We start from the raw sequence: 15,730 nt of genomic DNA, 5'->3' as shown, positions 1-15,730 counted from the left end.
GAATATCGACCAAAACGCCAGCGAATGCCGGCAAACGTCATGGCTTTTTTGCGCGGATCAACGGATGACTTTTTGTGCCGGGCTTGCTAAGTCCGCGACACCTGATCAATCCCCTTGAAAAGTGTGCGTGTCCCATGCCCGATCTTCTGCTCGAACTCCGCTCCGAGGAAATTCCCGCCAGCATGCAGCGCAAGGCGGCCGGCGATCTGAAGAAGCTCGTCACCGATGCGTTGGTTGACGCGGGTCTGACCTATGAGGGCGCGCGCGAATACTGGACGCCGCGCCGCCTGACGCTCGACATTCGCGGCCTGACGGCCCGCTCGGCCGACGTCAAGGAAGAGCGCAAGGGACCCCGCACCGACGCGCCGGAAAAGGCGATCGAGGGCTTTTTGCGCGGGGCCGGCCTCTCCGATATCTCGCAGGCCATCGTCCAGACCGATCCGAAAAAGGGTGACTTCTACGTTGCGCTGATCGAAAAGCCCGGTCGCGCAGCCGAGCAGATCGTTGCCGACGTGATGCCCGGCATCATCCGCACCTTCCCCTGGCCGAAGTCGATGCGCTCGGGCGCCGCCTCCATGCCGAGGGGCTCCAGCTATGGCGGCATCGAGGGCCGCGGCACCGAGGCGATGCGCTGGGTGCGCCCGCTGCAGACGATCGTCTGCACCTTCGGCACCGACCATGACGAGACCCAGGTCATCCCCTTCGAGGTCGACGGCATCACCGCGTCCAACATCACCTATGGCCACCGCTTCCACGCGCCGGACGCGATCAAGGTTCGCCGCTTCGACGACTATGTCGACAGCCTGGAAAAGGCGAAGGTCGTGCTCGATGCCGACCGCCGCAAGCAGATCATCGACCAGGAAGCCAAGAACCTCGCTTTCGCCAATGGCCTCGATCTGGTCGAGGATGAGGGCCTGCTGGAAGAGGTCGCGGGCCTGGTCGAATATCCGAACGTGCTGCTCGGTACCTTCGAGCCCGACTTCCTGACGATCCCGCCTGAGATCATCCGGCTGACGATCAAGACCAACCAGAAATGCTTCGTCACCCGTCCGCAGGGCGAGCCCGACAGGCTGTCGAACCACTTCGTCCTGGTCTCCAACATCGAGGCCAAGGACGGCGGCAAGGAAATCATGCACGGAAACGGCAAGGTCGTGCGCGCCCGCCTTTCGGATGCCCTGCATTTCTGGAAGCGCGACCAGGGCGACCTGCCGGATCTCGGCGATCTCACCGCCTCGGCCGAAAAATTCGGTCTCGACTTGAAAAAGCCGCTCGACCAGCGCATGGCCAAGCTCGACGCGCTGAATGTCACCTTCCATGCCAAGCTCGGCACGCAGGGTGCGCGTGTCGCCCGCATCCGCGAACTCGCCGGCACGCTTGCCCCGATCGTCGGCGCCGATGCGACGCTCGTCGATCGCGCCGTGGTGCTGGCCAAGGCTGACCTGCGCACCGAAGCCGTCGGCGAATTCCCCGAGCTGCAGGGCCTGATGGGCCGCAAATATGCCGTCCTGCAGGGCGAGGATGCCTCGGTCGCCGCAGCCATCGAGGATCACTACAAGCCGCAGGGCCCGTCCGACCGCTTAGCCGAAGACGCCGTCGGTCTGACGGTCGCGCTCGCCGACAAGCTCGACACGCTGGTCGGCTTCTGGGCGATCGACGAAAAGCCGACCGGCTCGAAGGATCCCTATGCCCTGCGCCGGGCGGCGCTCGGCGTTGTCCGCATGATCCTGGAGAAAGGCATCCGCCTGCCGCTGTTGACGGTCGTCAAGGACCTGGATCTCCTCTCCTTCTTCCACGACCGCCTGAAAGTCTATCTGCGCGATCAGGGCGCCCGTCACGACATCATCGACGCGGTGCTGACGCCGGAGGCGGACGATCTCCTGATGATCGCGCGCAAGGCGGAAGCCCTGACCGCCTTCATCACCTCGGAGGACGGCCTCAACCTGCTGGCCGGCACCAAGCGCGCCACGCAGCTTCTGGCGGCGGAAGAAAAGAAGGGCACGGTCATCGCCGACGGCGTGTCGGAGGAGTTGCTGAAGCTCGATGCGGAAAAGGCCTTGTCCGCCGCGATCCGCTCCGCCAGCGAAACGGCCGCTGCCGCGGTCGCCACGGAGGACTTCCGCTCGGCCATGCAGGCACTCTCGACCCTGCGCGCGCCGGTCGACACCTTCTTTGACGACGTTCTGGTCAACGACGAGGACGCCGCTGTCCGGGCCAACCGCTTGGCCCTGCTGAAGGCGATACGCGAGGCGACCGGCACCGTCGCCGACTTCTCGAAGATCACGGGGTAGCGGTATGGACGGCCCCGGGATCGTTCTCGTCGTCTCAGGCGCCCGCAAGTTTTCGATAGAGACGCCCGTCGGGCACCTCTGCCTCTTATCGTTTGTCGGTTTGTGGTGCAGCTTCGCGGCTTTGTTCATCAGGATTATATGGGGATATTTCCGCTATCCGTTGACCGAAGCACAAGAAAAAACGCCCGAGGATAAAGGTTTCTGGGGCAAATATAATCGCAGCGCGCGGGGCAGAAACGACATGAATGTCCTGCTGATGAAGGACCTCGGGTCCTATTTTTCCGGCCGAACCGGCATGGTTCACGGCTGGCTCATGATGCTGTTCCTATGCTTGACTGTTATTTTCGGGATCTGGATGTTGGCCGAGCGAAAGGCTTTGCTGCAACGGCACGATAATATTTCGGTCGACACCACCGTCTGAAGTCTGGGACCGATTCGCCGGCAAGCGCTAGGCGATGACAACTGAGCCCGGCCATGTCCGGGCTCTTTGCGTTTCACGAACGTTCAAGACGAAAGGGCAGGCGGGTCATAGGGAGGTTCCCGATAAGCCTAGGAGGCCCTGATGACCGAACAGACCCGCACCCATACCGCCATCAATTTTGCCGACAAGCTGTCGCAGATCACCGATCGCTGGCAGCCGCGGGTGATGGCCGAGCTCAATGATTACCAGCTCAAGATCGTCAAGATCGAAGGGGACTTCATCTGGCACGACCATCCCGAGACCGATGAAGCCTTTATCGTGCTGGAGGGCACCTTGTTCATCGACATGCCGGATGGCACGGTGACGATCGGCCCGGGCGAAATGCATGTCGTGCCGAAAGGCGTGCGCCACAGGCCGCATACGCAGGACGTCGTCAGCATGATCCTGATCGAACCCAAGGGCACGCTGAATACCGGTGCGGAGGGCGGCGAGCGCACCGCTGAGAACGACATCTGGATCTGAACGGCGATTGCCTCGCGGCAGGCGCAGTTCTATCCTGCGGCCATGTCGGCAAAAATCCTGATCAGCGCCTGTCTCCTCGGCCGCCCTGTCCGCTATGACGGCAAGGGCAAGCCGCTCGACCATCCGGCGATTGCCAGGTGGAAGGCGCAAGGGCGGCTGGTCGGCTTCTGTCCCGAACAGGCCGGCGGTCTGCCGACGCCGCGTCCGCCGGCCGAGATCGAGGGTGGCCTGTCCGGCGAGGACGTGCTTTCGGGGCGTGGGCGGGTGATCGAGGTGACCGGCGGCGATGTCACCGCGGCATTCATCGCAGGCGCCGAGCAGGCCGTTGCCTATGCCAAGGCGCAAGGCTGCCCCTTTGCGCTGCTGATCGACGGCAGTCTCTCCTGCGGATCCGGCTTCCTTTATGATGGCCGCTTTTCCGGCGGGACACACGCAGGCGAGGGCGTCACCGCCGCGCTGCTGCGCCGGGCGGGCGTCGCGGTCTTTTCCGATCGCGAGATCGCGCAGCTCGAGGCGCTTCTGCCGCAATGACAGACAGGCCGGCGCAATTGCACTGATCGCTTGAACGACAAAGGCCGCCGGGTGACCGGCGGCCTTCGATGGGTCGAACGGCAGTCCGTCTCAGCCGGCCTTGCGCATCGTCTCGGCCATGGCATGCAGCGTTTCGCTGTCATCGTCGGAGAGGTTGAAGCCGCGGATCAGGTCGAGCAGCTGTTCGGTATCGGCTGCCAGCGTTTCGGCGGCCGCCGTGCTTTCCTCGGCCATCGCCGCATTCTGCTGGGTCGCCGAATCCAGCTGGTTGACGGAGGAGGCGATCGCGCGGAGCGTGGTGTCCTGCTCGACGGCCGAATGCGCGATCTTGTTGACGTATTCGTTGGCCTGCTTGATCTGCTCGGAGATCTTCTTCAGCGCATCACCTGCCTGGCCGACCAGGCCGACGCCATTGCCGACCTGCAGCGAGGACTGCGAGATCTTGTCCTTGATCTCCTTGGCGGCATTGGCCGAACGCTGGGCGAGTTCACGCACCTCCTGGGCGACCACGGCAAAACCCTTGCCGCTTTCGCCGGCGCGGGCCGCTTCCACCCCGGCATTGAGCGCCAGAAGATTGGTCTGGAAGGCGATGTCCTCGATCACGTCGATGATGCTGGCAATCTGCTGCGAAGACTGCTCGATGCCGCTCATTGCGGCCATGGCTTCGGCCACGACACTGTCGGAGCGGGTGGCCTCCGACGAGGCGCTGTTGACCTTTATGGCCGCTTCCTGGGCGCCTTCGGCGGTCTGGCGAACCGCGACGGCCAGTTCGTCGAGGGCCGCCGAGGTTTCCTCCAGGCTTGCCGCCTGGCGTTCGGTGCGTTCCGACAGATCGGCGGCAACGCGGCGGATCTCGTCCTTCGAGGCGCCGATATCGCCACCCTTGGCCTTGACCCGCCCCATGGCGGCTTCCAGCCGATCCATGGCCTCGTTGAAGTTGTCGCGCAGGCCCGCATACTGACTGCCGAGATCGGCGCAGCGGATGCTGAGATTGCCGTCGGCAAGACTTTCGAGCGCGTTGCCGATGGTGGCCACGACATGGGCCTGGGTCTCGGCTTCCGTGCGCTGGATATCGGCGCTGTGCTGGCGCTCGTCGTCAAGCTGTCGCTGTTGCTGCTTCTGCTGCTGCGCCATCGTCTGGCGCTCGCGCACTTTCTCCTGCAGCGCCTGGGTCGCCTTGGCCATCATCCCGACTTCGTTGCTCATGTCGGTATGCGGGATGGTGATGTCGACATTCTCATCGGCCACGGCCTCGAGCGAATCGTGGATGTTCTTCAGCGGCTGCGTGATGCCGCGGATGACGAACCAGGCAGACGCCAGCGCTGCCATGAGGACAACGGCACCTATGCCGATCGCGCTCAGGAACATGCCGCGGATCTGGGCCTGGAGATCGTCGATATAGACACCGGTCGACAGAACCAGTCCCCAGGGCTCGAAGGCCTTGGCATAGGAGCTCTTCAGATAGGCGCCATCCGGTTCGTTCGGCTTGACCGAGCTGTAATAGTTGACGATGCCACCGCCGGACCTGCCGACGGAAACGAGCTCGTCGCGGAACATGTGCCCGACATCGTCGGGCTTGCCCTTGCCGCTCGTTCCCAGCTTCTTGGGATTGGGATTGATGCGCATGATAACATCGTAGTCATAGGCAAAGAGGTAATTGTCCTGCCCGAAGCGGATCCGTGTGATCGTGTCGAAGGCCCGCGCCTTGGCTTCCTCCTCGGTAAGTTCGCCCGACGTCTGGCGGTCGTAGAAGGTCTGCATGATGGAGGTGGCCGCCTCGACCTGCTGTCGCAGCATGGCATAGCGCTCGGCATAGATCGCATTGGTGGAAACGTGGATCTGGTAATAGATGATGCCCGCAGCGGCGATCACCAGCCCGGTCACCAGCATGAACAGCTGGCGGGAAATCTTCAAATTTTTCATCGTGGAGGCCTCGGTGGCAAAACGAAAGGGTCCGGAGGAGGGAGATGCGGCCGATCATCGGGCGCAGTTCCATGACATGCGTGGGGCCTCCGGCTGCTCATTGCCCTCAGCGATCCTCAGAATATTGCAAACGGTACGTATCAATGACGAACAAATTGATAATATTGCATACAATAAGGTAACTATTGATGCCTTCGGCGGACCTTGATGCACGACGCTGCCGAGGCGCAACACGCCAAACGACAATGGCCGCCGCGGAAACCGCGGCGGCCATTGTCGTTTCGGCAGATGTCGGTGCTGATCAGCCAGCCTTGCGCATCGGGTCGGCCCGATAACCGGCCATCGGGCTTCTGGCCTTGGCGGTATTCACCTTGAAGGTCTGGATCAGGTCCAGCAGGTCGCCGGTGTCGTTGGCCAGCACTTCCGCCGAAGCGGTCGTCTCTTCGGCCATCGCGGCGTTCTGCTGCGTGGCGGTGTCCAGCTGGTTGATCGATGTGGTGATCGAGCGCAGCGTCGTGTCCTGTTCCTCGGCCCGGTGGGCGATTTGCGACACGACCGAATTGGCGCTGTCGATCTGGTTGGAGATGCGCTTCAGTGCCTCGCCGGCCTCGGTCACCATGTGAACGCCGGAATCCACCTGTGCCGACGACTGGGAGATCTTTTCGCGGATCTCCTTGGCCGCATTGCCCGAGCGCTGGGCAAGTTCGCGCACTTCCTGGGCAACGACGGCAAAGCCCTTGCCGCTTTCCCCGGCGCGGGCCGCCTCGACGCCGGCATTGAGCGCCAGAAGATTGGTCTGGAAGGCGATTTCGTCGATCACGCTGATGATCTTGGTGATGTCGCTGGAGGATTGCTCGATCCCGGTCATGGCGAGGATCGCCTGGGCGACGATGCTGTCGCTCTTCTGGGCTTCGCTGCGCACGGAGGTGACCCGGCTTGCGGCTTCCCGGGCGCCTTCCGCCGTCTGGCGCACGGCCACCGACAGCTCGTCGAGAGCGGCGGATGTCTCTTCCAGGTTGGCAGCCTGGCGCTCGGTGCGCTGGGCCAGTTCGTTCGAGGCGCGGCGGATTTCTTCCTTGCTCGTGCCGATATCGTTGCCCTTCAGGCGAACCCGGCCCATGGCCTGTTCCAGGCGCTCCATGGCCTCGTCGAAATTCTGGCGCAGGCCGGCATATTTCGGGCCGAGATCGGCGCAGCGTACCGTCAGGTCGCCCTTGGCCAGTTCCACCAGCGCATTGCCGATGGTGGAGACCACATGCGCCTGGGTTTCTGCTTCCGCGCGCTGCATGTCGACATTCTGCTGGCGCTCGTTGTCGATCTGCTTCTGCTGGTCCTTCTGGCGATCGGCCATGGCGTGGCGCTCGCGCACCTTCTGCTGCAGCGCCATCGTCGCCTTGGCCATCATGCCGACTTCATTGCCCATGTCGGTATGCGGAATGGCCATGTCGACATCTTCGTCGGCGACGGCTTCGAGGGCCTTGTGGATGTTCTTCAGCGGCCTGGTGATACCGCGAATGACAAGCAGGGCCGCGCCCACGGCAAACAGGACGATGACAAGGGCCGTGCCGATCGTGCGCAGCGTCGCAGCCCAGATGTCGGCCTTCAGGTCATCGGTATAGAGGCCGGTGACCACGACGATCTGCCAGGGTTCGAAAGCCTTGGCATAGGCCGCCTTGGGAAAGCTGTAGTCGTTGGGATCATGGCCGGGCTTGGGACCTATGAACTCGGTCGAACCGCCGCCGGCACGGCCAAGCTGCACCAGCGCGTCACGATAGGCATAGCCATTTGCATCGGTCTTGCCCTTGCCGCTCTGGCCGATCAGCTTGGCATTGGGATGGAAGGCCATCTTGACGTCGTAGTCATAGCCGAAGAAGTAGCCGTCAGGCTCGAACTTCATCTTGTTCATCATCTCGTAGCCGCGCTTCTTGGCCTCTTCCAGGCTGAACTCGCCGGCCTTGGCGCGGGCGTCGTAGTCCGACAGAACCGAAATCGCCGTCTCCACCTGCGTGCGCAGCATTTCGTACCGTTCTTTGTAGATCGATGCTGTGGACTCACGCACCTGGACATAGGTCATGGCGGCGAAAAGCGCGATGATGGTGCCGACGAGAAGGAAGAGCTGCGTCGATATTCTGATGTTCTTCATGGATCTGACCCCGGAGAGGATTGTCTCGACAATTACCGGTGGCGTGGACCGAACCTCTGGCGACATACCGTGCCGGATGATCGTGACCTACCGGAGCACTATCGCTTCATCTCTAGAAATGGAGGGGTATGATTAAAATTACGCTAATTAAGGAAAATGCGAATTGTTCGCCGGAACGCAAAAGCGCCCTGGCGTGGATGCCAGGGCGCTGGCCGTTGCTTCTGCGCAACGGGCCCGGCCCGTCTGGATCGTTCGACGGAGCGGGGCAGGGAAGGGGACGCGCGTCAGGCGCCTTTCGGCTTCAGCCGCAGGTTCTCGTCGTCAGCGGCGGACGGCGACAGCGGCTCCGCCCCGGCCGTATCCGTGGTCGAGGGGCCGGTCTTTGCCGGCTCGACGGCGGCCGTGGTCGCTGCGGTGTCCACATAGGGTGCGATTGCAAGTTCGGTGCCGTTGGCGTCTGCCGCCCAGACAGGCGAGGTGCTGACGAAGGTGACGGGCGAACCGCCCATCCAGGCTTCGGTACGCATCACCTTGCGCACGCCGCCGATGTCGCTGACGGTGATCTTCTGCGTGCCGATCGCGAGCGACGGGACGTCATTTGCCGTCGCCTCGGCCGGCTTCGGTGCCGGGCAATGGGCGCAGCTGATCGACATCACGCTGTCGCCGCGGGCGTCTCTTGCCGTCAGATACTCGATCGATCCGGCATGGCTCTGGCCGGCGATCGCCAGAAGTGAAACGGTCAGCAATATCCCACGCATCTACACAGACTCCCTTGTTCTTGGGAGAAACCATAGCGCGGCTTTGTTTCCATGCCCTCGACGGGAATGCTAGAATTTTATCGACCTGACGATTTTTGGGCAGCCAGACAGGCCTCAGTCCGGGGTCCGCTCCAGCGCGCGCCAGCCGATGTCGCGGCGGCAGAAACCGTTCTGCCAGTCCACGGTATCGGCCATTTCATAGGCTTTTTTCTGCGCCGCCGCGACGCTCGGTGCCATGGCGGTGGCGTTGAGCACGCGCCCGCCGGTCGCGACCAGCTGGCCGTCTGCCGTGGCTGTGCCAGCATGAAACACTTTGGCGTCCGAGGTCTCCTGCGGAATGGCATGGATCGGCGTGTTCTTCTCGTAGGCGCCGGGATAGCCCTTCGAGGCCAGCACCACGGTCAGCGCCGGCTGGTCGTGCCAGTCGGCCGAAACCGTGTCCAGCCTACCCCGGGCGCAGGCGTCGAGCAGCGGCAGCAGGTCGCTCTTCATCCGCATCAGCAGCACCTGGCATTCCGGATCGCCGAAACGGACATTGTATTCGATCAGCTCCGGCCCCTTGTCGGTAATCATCAGTCCGGCGAAGAACACGCCGGAAAACGGCATGCCGATCTCGGCCATGCCGCGCATGGTCGGTTCGATGATCTCGCTCATCGTCCGCGCGACCATCTCGGGCGTCATGACCGGTGCCGGCGAATAGGCGCCCATGCCGCCGGTGTTCGGCCCGGTATCGCCATCGCCGACGCGCTTGTGGTCCTGCGCGGTGGCAAGCGGCAGCAAGGACTTGCCGTCGCAGAGGCAGAAGAAGCTGGCTTCCTCGCCGTCGAGAAAGGCCTCGACCACGACTTCCGCCCCGGCCGCACCGAAGGCGCCTTCGAAGCAGTCGTCGATGGCAGCAAGCGCCTCGTCGAGCGTCATCGCCACGGTCACGCCCTTGCCGGCGGCAAGCCCGTCTGCCTTGATGACGATCGGCGCACCCTGGTCGCGCACATAGGCCTTGGCCTTCGGCGCATTATTGAACCGCTGATAGGCGCCGGTCGGAATGTCGAAGCGGGCGCAGATATCCTTGGTGAAGCCCTTGGAGCCCTCGAGCTGGGCGGCCGCGGCAGACGGGCCGAAGACGGCGATGTCTTCCGCGCGCAGCACGTCGGCGAGGCCCGCCACCAGCGGCGCCTCCGGCCCGACGACGACGAGATCGATCGCCGTGTCGCGGGCAAAGGCAAGCACGGCTGCATGGTCATCGACATCGAGCGGGACGAGTTCGCAGTGTTCGGCGATTCCGGGATTTCCCGGTGCCGCGTAAAACGCCTCCAGCAGCGGCGACTGGGCAATCTTCCACGCCAGCGCATGCTCGCGTCCGCCCGAACCGATCAACAGAACCTTCATCGCCAGTCTCCGCCAGTCTTTGAGTGTCTTGGTCCGTCCGGCGGTTAAGGGGCCGCAGGCGAAAGGTCAAGGCCGAAGGGACCGTTTGCAGCCATGCTTTCCTGTGGGTCCGGCCACCTTCGCCGTTGCCTTGCCTTGTTCGGTGGCTAAATTCGCCGCCAAGACAAGTAAAGGAAGTGCGACCGCCCATGGCCGAAGATTTGAAGACCCTCTCTGCGACGATTGCCGGCGAGATCAAGGCCAGGCCCGACCAGGTGGTGGCGGCGATCGGTCTTTTGGACGAGGGAGCGACGGTGCCGTTCATCGCGCGCTACCGCAAGGAGGTGACCGGCGGTCTGGACGACACCCAGCTGCGCGAGCTGGCCGAGCGGCTGACCTATCTGCGTGAGCTCAATGCGCGCCGCAAGACGATCTTCGACAGCATCACCGGCCAGGACAAGATGACCGACGAGTTGGCGGTCAAGATCGGCTCGGCCACCACCAAGGCGGAGCTCGAGGATCTCTATCTGCCCTACAAGCCCAAGCGCCGCACCAAGGCGGAGATCGCCCGTGAGCGGGGGCTTGCGCCTCTGGCGGACGCGATCCTGTCCGACCGCGCCTGCGATCCGGCAAGGCTTGCCGAGGCTTATCTGACGGAAGAGGTCGCCGATGTGAAGGCGGCGCTCGAGGGCGCGCGCGACATCGTCGCCGAGCAGATCACCGAAAACGCCGACCTCCTCGGTCGGTTGCGCAACGACATGCGCACCCGCGCCTTCGTCTATGCCAAGGTGGTCGACGGCAAGCAGGATGCCGGCGAAAAGTTCGCCGACTATTTCGACCATTCCGAACGCTGGTCGAATGTTCCGGGCCACCGGGCGCTTGCCATGCTGCGCGGCTGGAACGAGGAAATGCTGACCCTCGCCATAGAGATGGACAAGGACGAGACGGCGCCGATCAAGCCGGCCCAGCGCACCATTGCGGCTGCCTACGACATCCGCGATCGCGGCCCGGCCGACAAGTGGTTGATGGATGTGGCAGGCTGGACCTGGCGGGTGAAGCTGTCGATGTCGCTGTCGCTCGACCTGATGCGCGAACTGCGCGAACGGGCGGAAGAAGAGGCGATCCACGTCTTTGCCCGCAACCTGAAGGACCTGCTGCTGGCAGCCCCCGCCGGCTCGCGCGCCACCATGGGGCTCGATCCGGGCATCCGCACCGGCGTCAAGGTTGCAGTCATCGACGGCACCGGCAAGGTGCTCGACACCACGACGGTCTACCCGTTCCCGCCGAGGAATGATGTGCGCGGCACGCAGGCCGAACTCGCCGCGCTGATCCGCAAGCACAATGTCGAACTGATCGCGATCGGCAATGGCACCGGCAGCCGCGAGACGGAAAAGCTGGTCGCCGACATGCTGGCAGCACTGCCGGCGCCCAAGCCGACCAAGGTGATCGTCTCGGAGGCGGGCGCCTCGGTCTATTCCGCCTCGGCGCTTGCGGCCAAGGAGTTCCCGGGCCTCGATGTGTCGCTGCGCGGCGCCGTCTCGATTGCCCGCCGGCTGCAGGACCCTCTGGCCGAACTCGTCAAGATCGAGCCGAAATCGATCGGCGTCGGCCAATACCAGCACGATGTCGACCAGGGCAAGCTCGGCCGCTCGCTCGACGCCGTGGTCGAGGACGCCGTGAATGCCGTCGGCGTCGACCTGAACACCGCCTCCGTGCCGCTTCTGGCGCGCGTTTCCGGCCTGTCGAACGCGATTGCCGAGGCGATCGTCACCCACCGCGACCAGTCGGGTGCGTTTTCAAGCCGCAAGGACCTGATGTCGGTGCCGCGGCTCGGTGCCCGAACCTTCGAACAATGCGCCGGCTTCCTGCGCATCCCGAACGGCAAGGAGCCGCTGGATGCATCCTCCGTCCACCCGGAAGCCTATGGTGTCGCCAAGAAGATCGTTGCAGCCTGCGGCCGTGACCTGCGCTCGCTGATGGGCGACAGTGCGACGCTGAAGCAGGTCGATCCGCGCCAGTTCATCGACGACAAGTTCGGCCTGCCGACGGTCAGGGACATCATCGCCGAACTCGACAAGCCCGGCCGCGACCCGCGCCCGAGCTTCAAGACCGCGACCTTTGCGGAGGGTATCGACGAGATCACCGATTTGAAGCCCGGCATGCAGCTGGAAGGGACCGTCACCAATGTCGCGGCCTTCGGCGCCTTTGTCGATATAGGGGTTCACCAGGACGGGCTGGTTCACGTGTCCCAGCTGGCCGACCGTTTCGTCAAGGATCCGCACGAGGTGGTCAAGGCCGGTGACGTGGTGAAGGTCCGTGTCGTCGAGGTCGACGTGAAGCGCAAGCGCATCGCACTGTCGATGCGCAAGGATGGTGGCGAGGCACCGCCGCCGTCGATGCGCGAGAGCCGTGGTCCCGGCAACAATTCGCGCGACAAGGCGCGTGCCAATACCGAGCGTCCGTCGCAGACTTCGATGGGGGGATTGGGCGCGGCTCTGGCGGAGGCGATGCGCAAGAAATAACGAGGCAGGCCCGTCAGCGCGCTTCGTCAGGGCGCCCTTACCCCCCTAAGTTCAAAATATATGAAGCTGTTATAACAATCTGGTGCTTGTTTCCGGATCGTTTGAGGCGTTAATGTCAGTGGCATTGACGTAAACGGTTACATTATGGGGCGTATCATGACCTCGGCACTTAGTGATCTGCTGACCAAAATCATTCGCAAGGGATGTCTTGAAGTGACCTACGCCGACGGGCGGGTCGAGACTTTCGGGGATGGATCCGGCGAAAAAGTCAGCCTCCTGCTCACCGATGAAAAGGCGGAGCAGGACCTCTACAACGATCCGCAGCTGAAACTCGGCGAACTCTATATGCAGGGCCGCATGCAGGTGACGGCCGGCGATATTTACGAGCTTCTGGCGCTGATCAAATCCAACACCCTGGCGGAGGACCTGACCTTCGGAATGATCTGGCGCGGGATTGCCAGGATAGCGCTAACAAAGCTGGAATCCTTGAGTCCCGTCAATCACAACCGCCGCAACATCGCCCATCATTACGATCTGTCGGCCAAGCTCTATGATCTCTTCCTCGACGAGGACTGGCAATATTCCTGCGCCTATTTCAACCCGCCGGGCATAACGCTCGAGGAGGCCCAGCTCGCCAAGAAGCGGCACATCGCGGCAAAGCTTCTGCTCGAGCCCGGCCAGCGCGGTGTCGAGATCGGCTCAGGCTGGGGCGGCATGGCGATGTATCTGGCCGAAATGGGCGAGATGGACATGACCGGCATCACGCTGTCGACTGAGCAGCTGGCCGTGTCGCGCGACCGGGCCGACAGGCGGGGCCTCTCCGGCAATGTCCGCTTCAACCTGCAGGACTATCGCACCATGCAGGCCGAGCCCTTCGACCGGATCGTCTCGGTCGGCATGTTCGAGCATGTCGGCAAGAAGAACTATCTGAATTTCTTCAAGAAGATGTTCGAGCTGATGAAGGACGACGGCGTCATGCTGCTGCATTTCATCGGCCAGCCCTATCCGGCTGTGATCAACAATCCGTTCTTCGAGAAATACATCTTCCCGGGCGGCTATATTCCCTCACTCGCCGAGGTGGCGCCAGCAATCGAGAAGTCCGGCCTCATCGTGCGTGACCTCGAAATCATGCCGATGCACTATGCCCACACCCTGCGGGCCTGGCGCGAGCGCTTCGTCGCCCGCAAGGCCGATGCGATAGCGCTCTACGACGAAGCCTTCTTCCGCATGTGGGAATTCTATCTCGCCGGGTCGGAGATGGCCTTCACCCACGAGAATTTCTCGATCTTCCAGTTCCAACTGGCCAAGAGCCAGCATGCGACGCCCGACAATCGCGACTACATGTATCGCCGGGAGCAGGAACTGAAGGAGAAGGAGGCCCGCCGCCGTCCGCTGGAACCCGTGTCCTCCGAGGTGCATTGGGAAGAGGATGAAAAGGTCGCCGCGATGGCGTGACATGCCGCCGCAGCGACGGTCAGCGGTTTGCAGTCTCGCTTGACCGTCTGCGGCGCCCAGCCTTAGATGCCGGCATGGAACATACCGGCAATTTGACAGACCGCGTCTCCGACGCACCATCGGACAATTTCGTCTATCGCATCCTTCCGCGCGGGCTCTGGCCCTATGCGCAACTGGCCCGCTGGGATCGGCCGATCGGCTGGCAATTGCTGATGTGGCCCTGCTTCTGGTCGTCGGGCCTTGCCGCCAACCACATGGCGGCGGAAGGGCGGCTCGATGCCGGCCTGTTCATCTTCCATCTCGTGCTGTTCTTCGTCGGATCGGTCGCCATGCGCGGCGCCGGCTGCACCTATAACGACCTGGTCGACCAGGAGATCGACATGGGTGTCGAGCGCACCCGCTCGCGTCCGCTGCCGTCCGGCCGGGTCACGCGCGGCCAGGCCAAGCTGTTCATGCTGCTCCAGGCCTTGACCGGTGCCGTGGTCCTCTTCTGCCTCAACTGGTTCTCGGTGGCGCTCGGCATCGCCTCGCTGCTGCTGGTGGCGATCTATCCCTTTGCCAAGCGTTTTACCGACTGGCCGCAATTCTTTCTCGGCCTTGCCTTTTCCTGGGGCGGATTGATGGGCTGGTCGGCGCTGGAGGGAAATATCTCGCTCGCCTCGGTGCTGATCTACGCAGCGGCGATCCTGTGGACGATCGGCTATGACACGATCTACGCCCACCAGGACAAGGAGGACGATGCGCTGATGGGGGTTCGCTCGACGGCAAGGCTGTTCGGCGAAAACACCCGCAACTGGCTGATCGGGCTCTACGGGCTGGCGCTGGTCCTGCTGGCGCTTGCCTTCGTGGCGGCCGGCACCGGTCTCCTCGCCTATGCCGGTCTCGTCATCGCCGGCGCGCTGCTGGCCTGGCAGATCCTGACGCTCGATATCGACGATCCGGTCAAATGCCTGGCCCTGTTCAAATTCAACACACGGGTCGGTGCTGTGATCTTTCTGGGGCTGGTTGCGGCGCTGATCGCGGTTTGACATCTGTGTCGGAATGACACGAAAAAGCCGCCTGGGCAGCGATTGCCCGGCGGCCTTGTTAAGCGCATCGAATGACTTTCGCCGTCAGCCGCGCGCGATGATTTCCTTGCCCGAGATCTTCATCGCGACACCGAGCTTGCCGGTCGAGCGGCGCACGAGGAAGCGCGGACGGCGCTGGGCGAAGTAGGAATGCCGGCGGCGTGGCTGCAATTCGCGGGTGCGCACGACACCCAGATGCTCTTCCAGCGGCCGGGCGACGCCGTCTGCCTCGACCATCAGCATGGGAATGCGAAACGCATCCGACCAGCCGCGCCAGTCGGCGGCGATATCGCAAAGGTCGTGGGCGACCAGAAGCGGGATGCACAAATCTGGGTCGTCGTGATGCAATTCCAATGTCACCGTTACCTCGCCGTCTCCGTGGTCGATCGCCCGCGCGGCAACGCCACGGAAGGCGCGCGCCGGCAGTGCGAACGAGATTGGCAGCCCACTGGAGGGGAGCATCTTGCGAAGCACTGCGCCACGTTCGTCAAGTGTAATCGTGACATCTTGCGATGAATCGCGCAATGCGTAAGTGGCATGCTGGGGAAAGCGTGCCGGATCCAAGCGTAACGTCGCGCCCGCCCAAGCTGGCTTCAGGACTGTATTGGTCATTCAAACTACCCTTGTTTTACCCGAGAGCCGATTTCCGGTCTTCCCGCTGGGACTTTTCGTCCTCTGTAGTCCCGAGCATAGGGCGGCCCCCTTCTGGAGGGCTTAAAAATCGCGGTTAAGAAA

At 63.2% G+C, this 15,730-nt stretch carries 12 protein-coding genes; 7 read left to right on the top strand and 5 right to left on the bottom strand.

Translation table 11 applies throughout. The features are described from left to right. Window positions 1-134: 134 nt before the first annotated feature. The 4 genes from glyS to J2Z17_RS09040 all read left to right on the top strand — a co-directional run bounded on the left by glyS (window position 135) and on the right by J2Z17_RS09040 (window position 3,762). A complete protein-coding gene (glyS, locus tag J2Z17_RS09055; RefSeq protein WP_209944051.1) occupies window positions 135-2,288 on the top strand; it encodes a glycine--tRNA ligase subunit beta in 2,154 nt (717 codons plus the stop codon). Between the two features lie 4 nt (window positions 2,289-2,292). Continuing rightward, window positions 2,293-2,709: a hypothetical protein gene (locus J2Z17_RS09050; RefSeq protein WP_209944050.1), complete on the top strand. Its 417-nt coding sequence runs from the start codon at window positions 2,293-2,295 to the stop codon at window positions 2,707-2,709. 141 nt (window positions 2,710-2,850) lie between these two features. Then, on the top strand, window positions 2,851-3,231 hold the full coding sequence (locus tag J2Z17_RS09045) for a cupin domain-containing protein (protein ID WP_209944048.1): 381 nt from the start codon (window positions 2,851-2,853) through the stop codon (window positions 3,229-3,231). A gap of 42 nt (window positions 3,232-3,273) precedes the next feature. Continuing rightward, window positions 3,274-3,762, top strand: coding sequence for a 2-thiouracil desulfurase family protein (locus J2Z17_RS09040; protein WP_209944045.1), 489 nt, complete (start codon window positions 3,274-3,276; stop codon window positions 3,760-3,762). Window positions 3,763-3,852: 90 nt separating this feature from the next. On the opposite strand, the gene J2Z17_RS09035 is transcribed toward J2Z17_RS09040, so the two are convergent. From J2Z17_RS09035 to purD, 4 genes are all read right to left on the bottom strand, one after another. Then, the gene (locus tag J2Z17_RS09035; RefSeq protein WP_209944043.1) at window positions 3,853-5,685 is read right to left on the bottom strand and encodes a methyl-accepting chemotaxis protein; all 1,833 of its coding nucleotides are present in this window, start codon (window positions 5,683-5,685) and stop codon (window positions 3,853-3,855) included. 301 nt (window positions 5,686-5,986) lie between these two features. Continuing rightward, a complete protein-coding gene (locus tag J2Z17_RS09030; RefSeq protein WP_209944041.1) occupies window positions 5,987-7,828 on the bottom strand; it encodes a methyl-accepting chemotaxis protein in 1,842 nt (613 codons plus the stop codon). Between the two features lie 284 nt (window positions 7,829-8,112). Then, window positions 8,113-8,586 carry a plant virulence effector HPE1-like domain-containing protein gene (locus J2Z17_RS09025; protein ID WP_209944040.1) on the bottom strand — a complete coding sequence of 158 codons (474 nt, stop codon included), beginning with the start codon at window positions 8,584-8,586 and terminating at the stop codon, window positions 8,113-8,115. A 114-nt stretch (window positions 8,587-8,700) separates the two neighbouring features. Next, entirely contained in the window at window positions 8,701-9,972 is a 1,272-nt protein-coding gene (gene purD / locus J2Z17_RS09020; RefSeq protein ID WP_209944038.1) for a phosphoribosylamine--glycine ligase, read from the bottom strand. Window positions 9,973-10,160: 188 nt separating this feature from the next. Between purD and J2Z17_RS09015 the strand changes: the two genes are divergently transcribed. The 3 genes from J2Z17_RS09015 (at window position 10,161) to ubiA (ending at window position 14,956) form a co-directional block, all read left to right on the top strand. After that, window positions 10,161-12,473, top strand: a complete 2,313-nt coding sequence (locus J2Z17_RS09015) for a Tex family protein (RefSeq protein WP_209944037.1) — start codon at window positions 10,161-10,163, stop codon at window positions 12,471-12,473. A 156-nt stretch (window positions 12,474-12,629) separates the two neighbouring features. After that, window positions 12,630-13,928, top strand: coding sequence for a cyclopropane fatty acid synthase (locus J2Z17_RS09010; RefSeq protein WP_209944035.1), 1,299 nt, complete (start codon window positions 12,630-12,632; stop codon window positions 13,926-13,928). Window positions 13,929-14,002: 74 nt separating this feature from the next. After that, window positions 14,003-14,956 (top strand): 4-hydroxybenzoate octaprenyltransferase, encoded by a 954-nt coding sequence (ubiA, locus tag J2Z17_RS09005; RefSeq protein WP_209944033.1) that lies wholly within the window; start codon window positions 14,003-14,005, stop codon window positions 14,954-14,956. Between the two features lie 84 nt (window positions 14,957-15,040). Here ubiA and J2Z17_RS09000 read toward each other — a convergent pair whose 3' ends face one another. Further along, entirely contained in the window at window positions 15,041-15,607 is a 567-nt protein-coding gene (locus J2Z17_RS09000) for a DUF6101 family protein (protein WP_209944030.1), read from the bottom strand. Window positions 15,608-15,730: the final 123 nt, after the last annotated feature.

The sequence above is a fragment of the Heterorhizobium halophytocola genome, assembly GCF_017873095.1.
Classification (GTDB): Bacteria; Pseudomonadota; Alphaproteobacteria; order Rhizobiales; family Rhizobiaceae; genus Allorhizobium; species Allorhizobium halophytocola.
The sequence above is the reverse complement of the archived record's forward strand: the minus strand, read 5'-3'. Positions and strand labels throughout refer to the sequence as shown.

What these genes read in the sequence shown, in the direction of transcription:
- glyS (WP_209944051.1), top strand. Translation starts at nt 135, where the DNA reads ATGCCCGATCTTCTGCTCGAACTCCGCTCCGAGGAAATTCCCGCCAGC.
- J2Z17_RS09050 (WP_209944050.1), top strand. Translation starts at nt 2,293, where the DNA reads ATGGACGGCCCCGGGATCGTTCTCGTCGTCTCAGGCGCCCGCAAGTTT.
- J2Z17_RS09045 (WP_209944048.1), top strand. Translation starts at nt 2,851, where the DNA reads ATGACCGAACAGACCCGCACCCATACCGCCATCAATTTTGCCGACAAG.
- J2Z17_RS09040 (WP_209944045.1), top strand. Translation starts at nt 3,274, where the DNA reads ATGTCGGCAAAAATCCTGATCAGCGCCTGTCTCCTCGGCCGCCCTGTC.
- J2Z17_RS09035 (WP_209944043.1), bottom strand. Translation starts at nt 5,685, where the DNA reads ATGAAAAATTTGAAGATTTCCCGCCAGCTGTTCATGCTGGTGACCGGG.
- J2Z17_RS09030 (WP_209944041.1), bottom strand. Translation starts at nt 7,828, where the DNA reads ATGAAGAACATCAGAATATCGACGCAGCTCTTCCTTCTCGTCGGCACC.
- J2Z17_RS09025 (WP_209944040.1), bottom strand. Translation starts at nt 8,586, where the DNA reads ATGCGTGGGATATTGCTGACCGTTTCACTTCTGGCGATCGCCGGCCAG.
- purD (WP_209944038.1), bottom strand. Translation starts at nt 9,972, where the DNA reads ATGAAGGTTCTGTTGATCGGTTCGGGCGGACGCGAGCATGCGCTGGCG.
- J2Z17_RS09015 (WP_209944037.1), top strand. Translation starts at nt 10,161, where the DNA reads ATGGCCGAAGATTTGAAGACCCTCTCTGCGACGATTGCCGGCGAGATC.
- J2Z17_RS09010 (WP_209944035.1), top strand. Translation starts at nt 12,630, where the DNA reads ATGACCTCGGCACTTAGTGATCTGCTGACCAAAATCATTCGCAAGGGA.
- ubiA (WP_209944033.1), top strand. Translation starts at nt 14,003, where the DNA reads ATGGAACATACCGGCAATTTGACAGACCGCGTCTCCGACGCACCATCG.
- J2Z17_RS09000 (WP_209944030.1), bottom strand. Translation starts at nt 15,607, where the DNA reads ATGACCAATACAGTCCTGAAGCCAGCTTGGGCGGGCGCGACGTTACGC.